We start from the raw sequence: 14,304 nt of genomic DNA, 5'->3' as shown, positions 1-14,304 counted from the left end.
GATCATCTTGGCTCAGAGCCAATCTTGAGAGAGTCGCTCGACGCTGATTCGGCGAAAGGCCACGCCGCATCTCACGAGGGATGAGGAGTGCTGTACAGCAGCCGATACAGCAACACCGCCTTACACGACCACACGGCACCGACTCGCATCTACCACCTCACCAGGGCAAGATGCCGTTGACGAGGCGTCTGCCCTTCCCTACGGATCTGGTGGTCAGGTGTCGTACAAGCCGTCCCAGGGTTCGTAGAAGCCGAGGTTGTTCGGGTAGAGCTCGACGTGTTCGGTGCCTTCGAAGGTCTCGATGACGAGGCCGAAAAGCACGTCGTCGGCTTCGTGACGGAAGGGCCGGATGGCGATGTCGTCGAAGCGGTGGCCGGGGAGGGTGTCGAGCCATTGCTTCAGTCGTTCTTGCGCTGCGTCGACGGCCGTTCGGTGGTTGTCGTCGGTTCCGGTGCGCTCGATGCGGGAGTTGAGGTGGTGGCCGGCGGTGTCGAAGGTGTGCAGGACGGCGTACCAGCGTTTGTGTGCGGGCCAGTCGTCGGTGTGCGTGTAGCCCTCGGGGAAGGCGGCGACGACGGAGCCGAGGAACTGCCCGCCCTCCCAATGGCCGATGGTGTCGGTGTGGTAGTCGGGTTCGTAGCCGATGGGGATGATCTCGGGGACTGCCATGCGCGGGAGAGTAGCGATCGGGTACGACAACGCTTCGGCACTGCGCGTGATCTTGCTAACGGAAGTGCTAACACCGTCCGTGGATGCGAGTGGACACTAATAGAAAATGATCAAGCGTGAAGCGCCTCTGAGCAGGTCTTTCTGACGCCGGTAGACGCCGGTGGATGACCTCGAACTGGCTACGGATCAGAAGGTTACGATCCGCAAGCCGGGTCCTGCCATCCGGTCAGGCTCGCATGGCGAGCAGGGCCTCTCGCGCTGCGGCGAGTGCCTCTTCATCGGAGGCGCCGGTGTGCAGAGCGGCCCTGGCGAACTCCTCGGCTGCTGCGGTGAGCCGGAGGCGGAACTGGTCGGCCATGTCGGTGATGACGGCCGCCCGGCCGCGACGTAGCTCCACCAGTCCCTCGTCGCGCAACTGCTGGTAACCCCGCAGAACGGTGTGCAGGTTGATGCCGAGCGTGGTGGCCACGTTGCGCGCGGAGGGGAGCCGGTCTCCGGGGGCAGCCATGCCGTTGGCCAGCGCGGCGCGTACGGAGCCCGCCACTTGGTCGGCGAGCGGCTGGGCCGATGCGGGGTCAACTGTGATCAGCACTACGCCGTCTCCTGTCGTTGCCTGCTCAACCATCCGTTGATCAGCGCGGCCGCCGTTTCCGCTTCACGCGTGGAGTAGAGGAACCACCGGTCGTCACTGAGCGACAAGGCGAGCACTGGTCCCTTCCCGCTGACGATGCCCCAGCCTGCCTCCCCGTCGTCCAGCTTGTATCGCCCAGGGAGAGGTTCGCTCATGGCCTCGGCGAACCGTACCTTCGGGTACGGCACCGTCCGGTGCAGGACGGGCAGCCAGGGGAGGCTCACGGTGATGCCCGAGCCGTCGATCTGCAGGTGGGTGCGCGCCTGCGCCGCCTCGAAGATCGTCAACAGTGCCAGCAAGGCCATACCCTGCCATCCGCCGAAGCCATTGGACACGGCCCACGCGGTGAGCGCGGCCATCACCGCGGCGACCAGCAGCCTGCGTGCCGACCAGGTGGAAGTCACGAACATGGCGCGCTGCCACGGGCCGAGTGTCATGGTGGGCGCGTGCGGCGGTGGTGTGGCGGTGACCACGGGCGTCGGCGGCAGCGGACCCGCCGCTGCCCAGCCCAGCGCGAGCGCCCCTGCGGTGACGGCGATCTCCACCGCCAGGTGCCAGGCGGGCCGGGCCACGACGCCCGGTGCGTCGACCAGCGCCAGCAGCCACAATGCGCCGGACACCGGAACGGCCACGCCGATGAGGAAACTGCCGACCACCAGGCCCCGCTGGACTTGAGGCAGGCGCCAGTAGCGCAGGAACGAGAAGACGAGCAGTGCTTCACACCACATCACCGCCCCAAAGAGGGGTTGCGAGGTCCAGCCTTGCCAGGTGGGCTCGTATTTGGTGTCGATGGCCCAGTTGCCGATGTAGACGCGGTCGGGAAGGCGCTCGCCGTACAAGGCGACCAGGACCATGGGTACGACCAGGAGGAGCAGCGGAGGAGCGGTCGCCAGGATCAGGCGACGGAGCCGTCTCGGCGCGGCGTGATCGGGGTAACGGGGAGACACAGGGGATATAGGGATGAACATGGCCCAACCTCCAACTGTTTGCTTTTGACTATAACAATGCAAACAGTCTCATGAAGGGTGACAGGATGCTTCCCAGGCCGGGCCGGCTTCTACCTTCCGTACGTCCCGGCCGGCGAAGGCCAGGCAGGGCAGCAGCACCAGCCGCGCGATCGCCCGGTCCAGGTGCGCCAGGTCTGCTTCCGTGCTGCCGGGCGGCGGCCAGGGGGAGACCTCCGATCCAGTGCATCGGGCGCAAGTCCGCCCCGATGGCCGCCGAGACGCATTGTGCTGTCGTGCACCCGGCAACCATGGGAGGAGCGGTCGACCGGGGTCACATCGAGGCGGGCACCGCAACGACGATTACTGCCACAGCCCTCCTCTGCCGGGCCTTGCCACTGGATGACCATGGCTGAGGTGGAGCGAGAGTTGACGACAACGTCGACCATCACGACCACACGCCGGCCGCCGTCTACACACGCTTGACCACAGACTCTCCGACACGACCAGGGTGATCGCTCCGCCTGAAAAGCGGAAGGTCGGCGGTTCGACCCGCCTCTGGCCACCACACCTGAACAGCCAAAACGCCCCGGGCCGATCATGGTCGGGGCGTTCTTGTTTGGCTTTGACGACAACACGCACACTCGCCAAGAATGAGCCGGAATGGTCATCTCCGTGTGTGTGGGGAGCACTCTCCGAAAAACGCCTGCGGGTCATCGCCGGTGGGACATCCCACGTGCGCGGGGAGCACGGGGCGGCGTCCCCGGGAACCGTCCAGGTCGGCGGGATCATCCCCCGCGTGCGCGGGGAGCACCGCCGGCCCGGGCACGACCGGAAGCGGCCCGGCGGACCATCCCCGCGTGCGAGAGGCATCCCCGCTCGCGGAACCCCAAGTAGCGCCCGCCTGCGCGACCGCCTTCCAATCCACCATTCTAGTCTCGATATTCATCATGATTCCCATTAGTCGACCGACTAAACGGTGTAGGGCCAGCACTTAAGGGCACCACGGAACGGCATTTCTTGCGTTGCCCAAAAGGAAGAAGTATGACCCTTGACATCCTTGTTGAATGCCCCAATGAGAACCCTGCTCAAGGATCTTGATTCACAAATCTTGACAATGGTTCACCGGCTCGGCAAGCTCTCCAGTGCGGGCGATTTACAGTCAAGTCGTGATTGCAGGATTCTGGACTACGGTCTGTCTTTTCGGACATTAAGGGAGAATTGCTGTATGTCGGAGTTCATTAACGTCCTCATCGCCATCGACGCGGAAACCATTCTCGGAAAATACGGCAAGAACACCGATCCGAACAGCCCCACGTCGATCCCCGACAGCAGCAGTTTGATCTACATGACGACCCGGCAGAACCAACTCGGGAGTACTCCGGGAAGCGAGTTGACGATCAACGCCTCCCCCATGGACATCATCAGATGGCGTGAGACGACACTATCTCTGAACTCCGAGTACACCAGCGTCCTCTACAGGTTCAACGCCCTGTCCGGACAGGATCTGATCAGCACTCCCGTACCAAGGTCGGTGGTCCTCAACGAGCCGAAGCCGAGCAGTCAGGACCCGTTGAATCCCACTACCCAGAAAATCAACAGCTACTACTGGGAGTCCGAGGTCTTGGACACGGGGACGGTAACCTACAACTTCAGTTTCATGATTCTCAACCACAAAGGTGAAAAGCAGGGTTACTACTACTGGGACCCCTACATCAATATTCAGGATTGACGGAGTCGGTGCGCCGATTCGCCGATCTGCGTCCGGTGATACTTCGCCGTGAGAAAATGAAAAACGTTCAGGAATGATAGGCGAGTATTCGGCGACAGCGACAGCGGCGCTTACCTGACGAAATTGCCCTGGACGGGCATCGTCCGGCACATATTGGTCTTGGGTGGGGCGTCTCCCGGCGGTCCATCGATGAACCGGCTACATGGTCGATCGGCGCAAGCAGGTGACCCCTCCAATCGATCGGTACACGCTACGGCTTCTCGCCAGGCGGAACGTATGGGTCTGCTCTACGGAGATCATCTCCTGACCGCCGAGCAGCCACCTCAATTCCGGCCCAATGGGAGCGATGGTGGCTTCATGCCGCCGACGCGCGATAGTTGCCGACTACCTCGTGCACCACGGACGACCCGGCCCTTCGGACGGTGCCGGCCCCGCCTTGTCCACGCCTCTAGCCATCGCATGCTGCTCGCCCGCCGGCGCAGGGGCACAGCACAGCTGAATGGCCCTTCGGGGCTTACTTGAGCCGTGTTCAGCGAGGATTTGCCCGCACGGTTTGACGGCCCGCCGCAGCAATGCGGCGGGCCTACCTGCGCCTGTTACGTGAGGACGTCGACATTCTCAAGGGAGCCACGGCTTTCTTCGTACGGGAGCGTGCTCTCGGTGGCGCGGTCCGGCTACGGAACCGCGATCCGGCCTGCTGAACAGTGCAGTCGCTGGAGACACGTTGGGGCTGGCCACTGGCTACGAGGCCATGCAAGCAGCGGGATACGGCAACACCGCCTTACACGATCACACGTCACCAGACCGCATCTGCCACGTGACCAGGGCGAGGAGCCCTCTACGTCGTGACTGGCCCCCGTTTGCAAGTAGGCGCTCAAGTCCACGGTGGTGATCCGCGTAGAGTCAGTTGCTGTGCAACGGCTTGTGCTTTTCGACCTGGACAACACGCTCGTGAACCTCGACGAAGCATTTCGGGAGTGGGCCGCGGAGTTCGCCGACGAGCACGGCCTTGGAGACAAGGCGGTTAATTGGCTGCTCGTTCTCGACCAGGCCGGCTATCCCCATCGTGAGATCTTCTTCGGCAAGGTGCGCGAGCGCTTCACCCCGCCCGAATCGGTTGAGGAGCTGTGGAGCCGCTACCGGAAGCGCATGCCGTATCTCGTTCGCTGCCGGCCTGAGGTGATGGATGGATTGTCCCGACTCCGTGCGTTTGGTTGGAAGGTGGCGATCGTCACCAACGGAACCGCGGACAACCAGCTTGGCAAGATCCAGCGAACGGGACTGGCCGAGGCAGTCGACGCTTATGCCCTCTCTGGACTCGAAGGCGTCCGCAAGCCCGACGTCGGCCTGTTCGAGATCGCTGCCAAACGGTGCGGCATGTCCCTTGCCGATGGGGGATGGATGGTCGGTGACCACCCGGTTGCCGACATCGGCGGTGGACGGGCGGCCGGTCTCCGAACGGTCTGGGTCGACCGGGGAACGCGACCGAATCAGGAGCACGAGGCGGACCACGTTGTTACGGACGTGCTCCAGGCGATGGAGATCCTGTACGGCGAGCGTTGACCGAGAGGCCGCCGTGCGCAGTTTGCGGGGAAGTGCCGTACAGCAGTCGCGTACAGCAACACCGTCTTACGCGACCACATCCCACCGAACCACATCTACCGCCTGACCAGCGTGTGAGCCTCACGACCTGGAACCTGCCCTTGCCTACGGATCAGAAGGTTGGGGTTTCGAGTACCTCCGGCCGCACAGATGCAAGAAGGCCCCTGAGCAGGGATTATCCGCTCAGGGGCCTTTTCGTATTCTTGATCGACTGGTCTGTTTGCTATCACCCTTGCTAACAGGGCGGTTCCCGCTACCCGCTGACCGTCTTTGCGAAGACGTCGGCGGCAGAGGTTTCCGCCGCCCGGATCACATGGGCATAGACGCGTAGTGTGATGGACAGGTCGGCACGACCGAGTCGGGCCGCGACGGCGTGGACGGGGACGCCCGCCAGGAGCAGCGTCGTAGCGTGGATGTGCCGGAGGTCATGGAGCCGAGTGTGTGGAAGCGGTTCCTTGAGCTGGAGTTCTTTCACAGGGTTGTTGTAACGTCGGATCATGGTCGCGGTGGGTGAGCTGACCATATCCGGGTGGATCGGCTCTCCCCAGCAGGTCGTGACCACGTGGTCATCCGTCCTCTTCCACTTCTGCCCGACCGCCAGCTTGTCGGCGGCCTGCATACTCCGCTGGGCCTTGAGAACCTTGACCGTTCCGTCACTAAGGGCGGCGCTCCGCGGTGCCACGCGACCCGAGCTTGTGGACCGCACACTGCGCGTGCGGCCTGGGGACGGTTCTCCCGCGAGCCCGCCGCCCGGGCCGTATATGAGAGCAACCAAGATCTTCTGCGCGCATGTTCGATGAACGCGTTGCCGTGTGATCGTGGCTCCGGATCGCTCTGGCGAACGAGCGACCGACAGGATTCAACGATCGGCATTCGCCCTACTCCCGGCCGGAGGTAGAGCGGATGAGCAGCCGCCCCGCTTCTGCCGGCGGACCTCACTGAGGTAGCCAGGCGTGGTGTACACAACTTCTCCTGCAGTGGAGTGCGAGCAGACGTCCCAGCCGGGAAGGCGTCGGACAGATAGCTCGCACGTCACAGCGAGAGGGGTTGAATGCCCTACCTGAAGCTCACTGTCGAGCTTGGAACGCCGAGGAACGCCCGGACGTTCACACCCGCTGAACCAGCGGAGCCTTGCGACACGGTCTGCATCAGTCCGCCGGGAAACCTGATTCGCTCGACTGTCGCAGCTCTCGTTGCAGCGGTTGTCGCAGGCGTAGGGACTGGCCTTCTTCAGGGTCTCGCAGGTGGCTTTGCGGCTGGAATGGGCACTCTGGCTGGTGGGATCGCCACTCTGATTGGCCACCGCGCCTTCAAGACGAGGAAGAGCAAGCGCCTCCAGCGGGGATCTCTGGGGCCCAGAGGAGGGGCACAAGGCCACTGAGGTCCATAAGTGGCTGATGTGGAAGAGCGCCATCTCGCCCGCCAGACGAATCGATCATGTTCGGTGAGTACCGAGGGCGGGTGAGAGCACAGGTGCGTGAGCGACGAACCGGGTGACGACCGCCCTGGACGGTGCCGGACGGCGGGATCCCCGTGGACCGTATGTACAGGTGGGAGCCCGTGGACCGTATGTACAGGTGGGAGCCCGTGGACCGTATGTACAGGTGGGAGGTGGACCGTATGTTCAGGTGGGAGTAGGTGCAGTCCATGCATGCTCTCGTGCGGCTGGACTCCCACGGCGAAGGTCTGCGGCTCCTCGAAGACACGACGCTCTTTCCCAGCCGTCCGACCATGCCGTCCGACCACGTCGAAGAGCAGGGGCGCCGTCTCGTCGTTCAGGTCGCGCCCCCGCTCTCCACCATCCGTCATCCGCTGTCGAACCGTTGTTCGGAGCGATACGTGATGGAGGCATGAGACATCGGGTTCTGGCGGTTCTCCTGCTCGTCGCCGCCACCCTCGCGATCGCCCCGGGTACGGCGTGCGCCTGCTCCTGCGCCCCGTTCGAGCCGAAGGACCAGATGGAACAGTCGGCCGCCGTCTTCACCGGGACGGTGACGGCCGTCCATCAGGTCGAGGGCGACCCCCTCGGCCCCCGGCCGCCGATCGTCTACACCTTCCACGCCGACCAGGTCTACAAGGGGAGGGCGGACGCCGCCTTCCAGGTGGCCACCAACTCCGACGGTGCCTCCTGCGGGTACAGCTTCGACATCGGGACGCGCTATCTGGTGTTCGCCTCCACCGGGCAGACCGGCATGTTCGAGACCGATCCGGGTGTGCCCCTGCACACCACGCTCTGCAGCGGAAACCGGATGGTCCGCGCGGGTAAGGATCCGCTGCGGCCGAAGGATGCGATTCCCGACGTGTCCCCCCTCACCTCCGAACTGCTCGCCGCCCTCGGCACAGCCACCCGTCCGGCGGCGACCGCTGCTCCTTCTTCACCCCAGGCGTCGCAGGACGGGGCGGTCTCGCTCTGGATCTATGCGGGCGCGGTCGTGGGGGCACTCGGTCTCGCCTCCGCAGGCTGGTGGCTTTTCCGGCGGCGCGGCCGGTCGTGATCACGTGACATGTCGTGTGGCTCCCGTGCCTGCCGTGCGGGACTGACAGCGCCGCCTGCGCCGCGTAGCGCCGAGGCATGGCCACCGGCGGCAGGAAGGGACCGCCGAGCTGCGGCACCTGCCCGGGCGCCGCCGGCGAACGGGTCGATCGCAACGGCAGCAGCAACAAGCAGAGCGTGTGGGTGCCCCGTACCGCGTGCGCCGGGACCCGGCGAAAACGACCGACCCGATCACCTGCCCGGCGGGGTGGTGTCGGCCAGGCGGCCGCGGCGGGGATGAGGATGACCTTGTGGCCGAGGGCCTGCTTCCGGTCGGTGCCGCGGGCGTCGCGCTCCCGGCGCACCAACCGCGACTTTTCGACGGCTGCCATATCAGCCGTAGAACGAGGTCGCGCCGGACAGGTGGGACCGGGACGCCGCATCTCGCTTATGGCGCCATCATGGCGCCATGGTGACACCGTACCGTTGGGAATCTCCCCGACCATCGCGCCGCGAAGGTCTTTCCAGCGCAGGCGCGTGGTCTCGCAGAGCGCTCCCATGTGCTGGTCAAGGCCCGGATTCGGTCGCGTCACCGCCGGTGGCGCCGACAAGAGCCGTTCAGACCTTGCCATGGCGCCAATTTGGCGCCATAGTGGCGTCATGGATCTCGCACCATATGTCGACAACCTCCGCCGCGAGCTGGCGGTCGCCGCCGAGGCCAGTGGCCCGGACGCGCGCGCACTCGCCGAGCGTCTCACCGCATCGCTCGAATCGGCCGTCCGGCTCACCCTGCTCGAGGCGCTGTCGGCCGCCGCGGGCGAGATCACCCGTGATCTCGCGCCGGGCTCGGTCGACGTACGGCTGCGCGGGCGTGACCTCGATTTCTCCGTGACACCGGCGCCGGCCGAGCGGGCGCCGGAACAGGCGCGCGGGAGCAGCTTGAGGAGTGCGCTGGCCGGCGCGGTGGAGGTCGCGATGGGCGTCCGGGCGCCCGTTCCGGAGACACCGTCGGAGGCCGATGAGGGCGGCACGTCGCGGGTCTCGCTCCGCGTCCCCGATCACCTCAAATCGCGCATCGAGAAGGCGGCCGGCAGGGAAGGGCTCTCGGTCAACGCCTGGCTGGTCCGCGCCGTGTCCGCGGCGCTCGAACCCGGCGACGAGGGCCGTCGCTCCGACCGGGGGGGTGATCCGAGAACCGGGCGGCACTACACCGGCTGGGTGCGCTAGCGCGCTTACCCCGCCCCCACCCCACCACTCATCGCCTGTCCCCGCAGACGGGCCACCCACCACCCATCGTGAGGGCACCGCCATGCCGACTTTCGACACCCCGGAACCGATCTTCGCCGTCATCGATCTCGCGGCCGCCGACGTCCGGATCCATGCCGGCGACCGCGCCGACACGGTCGTGGAGATACGCCCGAAGGACGCCTCCGACGACGCCGACGTGCAGAGCGCGGCCCAGACCCAGGTGGACTACTCCCAGGGCCGACTGCTGGTGAAGACACCCAAGTCCACGATCCGTTCGTGGCTGTGGTGGGGCGGCTCCGTCGAGGTGAGGATCGAGCTGCCGGCGGACTCCCGCGTCGAGGCGAGGACAACGGGAGATTTCCACTGCGGGGGCCGCCTGGGAGAGTCCAGGTTCGACACCGCCGGCGGCGACATCTGGCTCGACCGGACCGGCAAGCTGCAGCTGAACACCGCCGACGGCGACATCACGGTGATCCGGTCGGCCGGGCACACCGACGTCACCACCGCCAACGGCGAGATCCGGATTCGCGAGATCGACGGCACGGCGGTGGTCAGGACCGCCAACGGCGCCATCGCCCTCGGCGAGGTGACCGGTGACCTGCGGCTGAGAACGGCGTACGGAGACATCACCGTCGACCGCGCGCTGGCCGGCGTCGACGCCAAGACCGCGACGGGCGATGTCCGGGTCGGCGAGGTGGTACGCGGTCCGGTGGTCCTGGAGACCTCCTCCGGTGCGATCGAGGCCGGCATCCGCGCGGGCAGCGCCGCCTACCTGGATGTGAAGACGGAGTACGGCAGCGTGCACGTCGCTCTGGACCCCTGCGACGGTCCCGGACAGGACGACGAGAGCGTCGAGGTGCGTGCCCGGACCTCCGACGGCGACATCGTGATCCGACGTAGCTGACCGTCCCACGGCCGGCTTCTCACACGACGGCCCCCGGGGCCGACCGGAAATCCATCAGAGGAGAGAGCTCATGCCCCCCGCAGTAGTGGCCGAAGGCCTGGTCAAGAAGTACGGCGACGTGATGGCCCTCGACGGGATGGATCTGTCGGTCCCCGAGGGCACGGTGTTCGGGCTGCTCGGGCCGAACGGCGCCGGCAAGACGACGACGGTGCGGATCCTGACGACCCTGCTGAAGCCGGACGCCGGCCATGCCACGGTCGCCGGATTCGACGTCGTCGGTGACGCCCAGCGGCTGCGATCCCACATCGGGGCATCCGGGCAGTACGCCGCCGTCGACGACCACCTCACCGGCGCGGAGAACCTGGAGATGGTGGGACGGCTCTATCACCTGGGCACCAAGCGCAGCAAAGAGCGTGCGCGAGAACTGCTGGAATGCTTCGACCTGACCCAGGCGGCGGACCGCCCGGTACAGGGCTACTCCGGCGGCATGCGGCGACGGCTCGACCTCGCCGGAGCACTGGTCGCCAACCCGCCGGTGCTGTTCCTCGACGAACCCACCACCGGCCTGGACCCCCGGGCGCGCGCGGGACTGTGGGACGTCATCTCCGAGCTCGTCGCCGGCGGCACGACGCTGCTGCTCACCACCCAGTACATGGAGGAGGCCGACCGGCTCGCCGACCGGATCGCGGTGGTCGACCATGGCCGCGTCATCGCGCTCGGCACGGCCGACGAGCTCAAGGATCAGGTCGGCGGCGACCGGATCGCGCTGACAGTGACGGACCCGGCAGACCTGGAGACCGCCCGGCGGCTGCTGGCGCCCCTGGCCGTCGGGGAGATGCAGGCCGACACCACCGCACTGCAGGTGACCGTTCCGGTGAACAACGGCGCCGCATCGCTCACCAACGCCCTGGCAAGGCTGGCGGCCGAAGGAGTCACCGTGCGCGATGCCGGCCTGCGGCGGCCGACGCTGGACGACGTGTTCCTGACGCTCACCGGACACGAGGCGGCCGAGAACGTGAAGGAGCACAGCCGATGAACGCTCTTCAGATGGCGATCGCCGATGGAATGACGATCACCAAGCGCAACACCCTCAAGATCAAGCGAGCACCCGACCTGCTGGGCGGCGCGATCATTCTCCCGATCGTGTTCGTGCTGCTGTTCGCCTATGTCTTCGGCAGCATGATCGATATACCGGGCATGTCCTATCAGGAGTACATGATCCCCGGGATCTTCGTCCAGACGGTCATCATGAGCGGGCAGATCACCGGTTACACCCTGGTCCTGGACCTGCAGAAGGGCGTCTTCGACAGGTTCCGCACGCTGCCCATGGCGCCGTCGGCGGTGCTGACCGGCCAGACCGTCGCCGACGTGCTGATGAACGTGAGCAGCGTCGTCGCGATGTCGGTGATGGGGCTGATCGTCGGATGGCGGATCCACTCGGCCCCGCACGAAGCCGTCCTGGGCTTCCTGCTGCTGCTGCTGTTCGCCTACGCGTTCTCCTGGGTGACGGCGACGGTCGCGCTGGCCCTGCGCACGCCCGAGGTCTTCAACAACATCGCCACTGTCGTGTCGATGCCGCTGGTCTTCCTGTCCAACGCCTTCGTCGACAGTGCGCGACTGCCTGGACCGCTGAAGGCCGTCGCCGAATGGAACCCCGTCTCCACGATCATCCAGGCGGTGCGCGAGCTCTTCGGCAACACCCATCCCGCCATTCCCGTTCCCGACGCATGGCCGCTCCGGCACGCCGTGGTGGCGTCGCTGCTGTGGTCGGCGCTGCTCCTGGCCGTGTTCGTGCCTCTGTCCACGCGGCTCTACAAGAAGGCCGTCAGCCGCTGACCGCCACCTGGGCCCGTCCAGCAGGACGATCTATGCTGTCGTGCCGGCAGGCCATGCCTCATCGTCGTCGACGCAGCCAGCAGACAGGCTCTGGAGAGTTATGCCAAGGGACATGCCGAAACACCTGGTACGAGTCTCCGATGGAGATCGTGACAGGATCGTCCAGCGAATTCAGTGGGCGTTCACCGAGGGGCATCTCACCCCCGAGGAGCTGGACGAGCGGCTCGAGCGGGCTCTCACCGCCACCTCCGATGGCGATCTGATGCCGGCGGTCGCCGGCCTGCCCGACGATCGCATGGAGGATGTAGTTCAGCTGAAGTCCACGAGCGGGCGTGTCAGGCGAGTGGGCGAATGGTCGGTCCCGCGCGTGCTGCGGATCGAATCGAAGTACGGAGGCGTGGTGCTCGACCTGTCCCGGACCGTCATCGACTATCCGGAGATCGAGATCGAGCTCCAGCTTCGGTACGGCTCCGCCACGATCGTCCTGCCATCCGGCGCGACCGCGAACGCAGACGGGGCGCAGACCGAATGGGGCGAGGTGATCTGCACAGTGCCGGGGCGCGCACGTCCGGGAAAGCTGCACGTCCGGGTCACCGGAGAGCTGGCCTACGGCCGTCTCCGGATCCGCTACCCACGCAAATGGTTCAAACCTCGCCGATAAAAGGCGGCACATGATCGCAATGCACCGCGCAGTTCACCGTGGCCCCTCAGGTCCGGCAGTGATTTTGCGCTCAAGCTGCTGTGGTGCCTCGTCGAGCCTCCGGTAGACGGAGCCGACGCAACGCGAAACCCCCTCACCCCTTCCCGGCGGTGTGCGGCCGGAGGGGGGCGTGGGGGCGGCTTGGTGCGTCAGGCAATGGCCGTCGCCGCCAGGGCGAGGATCGAGGTGCCGAACACCACGGCATGGCGCACGTTCTGCAGGGTCCAGGTCCAGGAGGGGAAGCCGCCCTCGGCCGCCTTGAGCAGGGCCGGCACGTCGATGCGGGCCAGCATCGGGTCGCCCTTGCGCTGGAAGGCGGCCTGCACTGACTTCGTGGCGGTCAGCTGGCTGTAGAGGATCACGCAGTTGATGAGCAGCACGATGGTCTGGAAGATCCAGGTCAGGGGCTCGGCCCAGGAGCCGTCGAACAGGTTCGCCGCGGCTGCCGCCGCCATCACCGCGGCGATCGAGACCGGGGCCCACGTCTCGTGGCCGCCGGCGTCGAACCGCATCCCGTTCTCGTCCAGGACGGTGGTCCGCACGCCCTGGCGCGTCAGCTCGGCCTGGGCGGCGGCCATCGCGGTGCTTCCGTAGCGGTGGCGCACCAGTGGGATGCTCACGAAGGCGGTGGCGACGAGCAGCTGCATGGCGGCGGTGAAAGCGTTCATGGTCGGTCTCCTCCGTTGGGCGCTCTCCAGCGCCGACAGCGACTTGCACTAAGTTCAAGAGAACCGTAACCCGCTTATTGAACTAAGTGCAAGTGCTGTCTTGAACTTTGTGCAAGTCGAGTCGGGTGACCTATCGTGGGCGCATGCCGCGCGACACGTTGACCAAGGAACAGATCATTCAGACCGCTATCGAGCTGCTCGACGACGAAGGCCTGGACGGCCTGAACATGCGCAGCCTGGGCAAGCGGCTCGGCACCGTCGCGACGGCGGTCTACTGGCACGTCAAGAACAAGGACGACCTGATCCTGCTCGTCGGCGACCGCCTCTGGGACGAGGTCGAGCTGCCCGACCTCGACACGGTCGACTGGCGCACCGCGGCCACCGCGATGGCCACCAGCCTGCACGCGATGTTCAGCCGGCACCCATGGCTCGTCCAGGCCTTCGGCTCCCACCTCTTCTACGGCCCGGGAAAGGCGCGCCACGACGACCACAACCTCGCCGTCTACGAAACGGCCGGCTTCGCCGGCACGCAGGCCGACCGCGCCGCGGCAACCGTCTTCACATTCGTGCTGGGCAACGTCCTCGGCGTGTCGGCGACGGTCTCCCTGACCAGGCGGCTGAGCCGGGACGGCGCGGATGCCGAAGCACTGTTCCAGGACACGATGGCCAAGGCGAGCGAAGTGGCCATGCAGTTCCCCCGGCTGCGCGCCCGCCTCGAAACACCGGCGGCCGTGGACTACGCCATCGCCCCTGAGCAGACCTTCGGGTTCGGCCTCCAGACCCTCCTCGACGGCCTTGAGGCCGAACTGGCCGGCCGCCACGTGCCGACCGGCCCACAGGCGCGCTGACCAGCCATCACGACGCCGGATCTCGTGGAGCCGACATACCCCCGGCGAT

General features: G+C 66.2%; 15 protein-coding genes. 10 read left to right on the top strand and 5 right to left on the bottom strand.

The window, feature by feature from the left end; genetic code table 11:
* Positions 1–213: 213 nt before the first annotated feature.
* The 3 genes from SROS_RS00255 to SROS_RS00245 all read right to left on the bottom strand — a co-directional run bounded on the left by SROS_RS00255 (position 214) and on the right by SROS_RS00245 (position 2,247).
* Entirely contained in the window at positions 214–669 is a 456-nt protein-coding gene (locus SROS_RS00255; protein WP_012886856.1) for a hypothetical protein, read from the bottom strand.
* A gap of 226 nt (positions 670–895) precedes the next feature.
* Positions 896–1,261 carry a GntR family transcriptional regulator gene (locus SROS_RS00250; RefSeq protein WP_012886855.1) on the bottom strand — a complete coding sequence of 122 codons (366 nt, stop codon included), beginning with the start codon at positions 1,259–1,261 and terminating at the stop codon, positions 896–898.
* A complete protein-coding gene (locus tag SROS_RS00245; RefSeq protein ID WP_043651003.1) occupies positions 1,261–2,247 on the bottom strand; it encodes a hypothetical protein in 987 nt (328 codons plus the stop codon). The genes SROS_RS00250 and SROS_RS00245 overlap by 1 nt, the downstream gene beginning before the upstream one ends.
* A gap of 1,225 nt (positions 2,248–3,472) precedes the next feature.
* On the opposite strand from SROS_RS00245, the gene SROS_RS00235 reads away from it, so the two are divergent.
* Together SROS_RS00235 and SROS_RS00230 are read left to right on the top strand one after the other, a co-directional pair.
* The gene (locus SROS_RS00235) at positions 3,473–3,976 is read left to right on the top strand and encodes an inclusion body family protein (protein ID WP_012886853.1); all 504 of its coding nucleotides are present in this window, start codon (positions 3,473–3,475) and stop codon (positions 3,974–3,976) included.
* A 912-nt stretch (positions 3,977–4,888) separates the two neighbouring features.
* Positions 4,889–5,539 carry an HAD family hydrolase gene (locus SROS_RS00230; protein WP_012886851.1) on the top strand — a complete coding sequence of 217 codons (651 nt, stop codon included), beginning with the start codon at positions 4,889–4,891 and terminating at the stop codon, positions 5,537–5,539.
* 292 nt (positions 5,540–5,831) lie between these two features.
* Here the strand turns inward: SROS_RS00230 and SROS_RS00225 are convergent, their stop codons facing one another.
* Complete coding sequence (locus SROS_RS00225) at positions 5,832–6,260, bottom strand: tyrosine-type recombinase/integrase (RefSeq protein WP_245564528.1); 429 nt, start codon at positions 6,258–6,260, stop codon at positions 5,832–5,834.
* 965 nt (positions 6,261–7,225) lie between these two features.
* Here SROS_RS00225 and SROS_RS00220 point away from each other — a divergent pair.
* From SROS_RS00220 to SROS_RS00190, 7 genes are all read left to right on the top strand, one after another.
* Positions 7,226–7,432 (top strand): hypothetical protein, encoded by a 207-nt coding sequence (locus SROS_RS00220; RefSeq protein WP_012886850.1) that lies wholly within the window; start codon positions 7,226–7,228, stop codon positions 7,430–7,432.
* Positions 7,429–8,073 (top strand): hypothetical protein, encoded by a 645-nt coding sequence (locus tag SROS_RS00215; RefSeq protein WP_012886849.1) that lies wholly within the window; start codon positions 7,429–7,431, stop codon positions 8,071–8,073. The genes SROS_RS00220 and SROS_RS00215 overlap by 4 nt, the downstream gene beginning before the upstream one ends.
* Before the next feature lie 638 nt (positions 8,074–8,711).
* Complete coding sequence (locus SROS_RS00210; protein ID WP_012886848.1) at positions 8,712–9,278, top strand: hypothetical protein; 567 nt, start codon at positions 8,712–8,714, stop codon at positions 9,276–9,278.
* Positions 9,279–9,360: 82 nt separating this feature from the next.
* A complete protein-coding gene (locus tag SROS_RS00205) occupies positions 9,361–10,203 on the top strand; it encodes a DUF4097 family beta strand repeat-containing protein (RefSeq protein ID WP_012886847.1) in 843 nt (280 codons plus the stop codon).
* 70 nt (positions 10,204–10,273) lie between these two features.
* The gene (locus SROS_RS00200) at positions 10,274–11,239 is read left to right on the top strand and encodes a daunorubicin resistance protein DrrA family ABC transporter ATP-binding protein (protein ID WP_012886846.1); all 966 of its coding nucleotides are present in this window, start codon (positions 10,274–10,276) and stop codon (positions 11,237–11,239) included.
* Positions 11,236–12,039: an ABC transporter permease gene (locus tag SROS_RS00195; RefSeq protein WP_012886845.1), complete on the top strand. Its 804-nt coding sequence runs from the start codon at positions 11,236–11,238 to the stop codon at positions 12,037–12,039. Before SROS_RS00200 ends, SROS_RS00195 begins: the two co-directional genes overlap by 4 nt.
* 112 nt (positions 12,040–12,151) lie before the next feature.
* Positions 12,152–12,700 (top strand): DUF1707 SHOCT-like domain-containing protein, encoded by a 549-nt coding sequence (locus SROS_RS00190; protein ID WP_148268900.1) that lies wholly within the window; start codon positions 12,152–12,154, stop codon positions 12,698–12,700.
* A 188-nt stretch (positions 12,701–12,888) separates the two neighbouring features.
* Here the strand turns inward: SROS_RS00190 and SROS_RS00185 are convergent, their stop codons facing one another.
* The gene (locus SROS_RS00185; protein ID WP_012886843.1) at positions 12,889–13,407 is read right to left on the bottom strand and encodes a hypothetical protein; all 519 of its coding nucleotides are present in this window, start codon (positions 13,405–13,407) and stop codon (positions 12,889–12,891) included.
* Between the two features lie 143 nt (positions 13,408–13,550).
* Between SROS_RS00185 and SROS_RS00180 the strand changes: the two genes are divergently transcribed.
* Entirely contained in the window at positions 13,551–14,255 is a 705-nt protein-coding gene (locus SROS_RS00180) for a TetR/AcrR family transcriptional regulator C-terminal domain-containing protein (protein ID WP_012886842.1), read from the top strand.
* Positions 14,256–14,304 lie beyond the last annotated feature (49 nt).

This window comes from Streptosporangium roseum DSM 43021, from assembly GCF_000024865.1.
GTDB lineage: Bacteria > Actinomycetota > Actinomycetes > Streptosporangiales > Streptosporangiaceae > Streptosporangium > Streptosporangium roseum.
Note: the sequence above shows the minus strand (reverse complement) of the source record. Positions and strands in the feature narration are given on the sequence as shown.

Coding starts and splice junctions, on each gene's coding strand:
- SROS_RS00195 (WP_012886845.1), top strand. CDS start 11,236: ATGAACGCTCTTCAGATGGCGATCGCCGATGGAATGACGATCACCAAG.
- SROS_RS00190 (WP_148268900.1), top strand. CDS start 12,152: ATGCCGAAACACCTGGTACGAGTCTCCGATGGAGATCGTGACAGGATC.
- SROS_RS00200 (WP_012886846.1), top strand. CDS start 10,274: ATGCCCCCCGCAGTAGTGGCCGAAGGCCTGGTCAAGAAGTACGGCGAC.
- SROS_RS00205 (WP_012886847.1), top strand. CDS start 9,361: ATGCCGACTTTCGACACCCCGGAACCGATCTTCGCCGTCATCGATCTC.
- SROS_RS00210 (WP_012886848.1), top strand. CDS start 8,712: ATGGATCTCGCACCATATGTCGACAACCTCCGCCGCGAGCTGGCGGTC.
- SROS_RS00185 (WP_012886843.1), bottom strand. CDS start 13,407: ATGAACGCTTTCACCGCCGCCATGCAGCTGCTCGTCGCCACCGCCTTC.
- SROS_RS00215 (WP_012886849.1), top strand. CDS start 7,429: ATGAGACATCGGGTTCTGGCGGTTCTCCTGCTCGTCGCCGCCACCCTC.
- SROS_RS00220 (WP_012886850.1), top strand. CDS start 7,226: ATGCATGCTCTCGTGCGGCTGGACTCCCACGGCGAAGGTCTGCGGCTC.
- SROS_RS00235 (WP_012886853.1), top strand. CDS start 3,473: ATGTCGGAGTTCATTAACGTCCTCATCGCCATCGACGCGGAAACCATT.
- SROS_RS00180 (WP_012886842.1), top strand. CDS start 13,551: ATGCCGCGCGACACGTTGACCAAGGAACAGATCATTCAGACCGCTATC.
- SROS_RS00255 (WP_012886856.1), bottom strand. CDS start 669: ATGGCAGTCCCCGAGATCATCCCCATCGGCTACGAACCCGACTACCAC.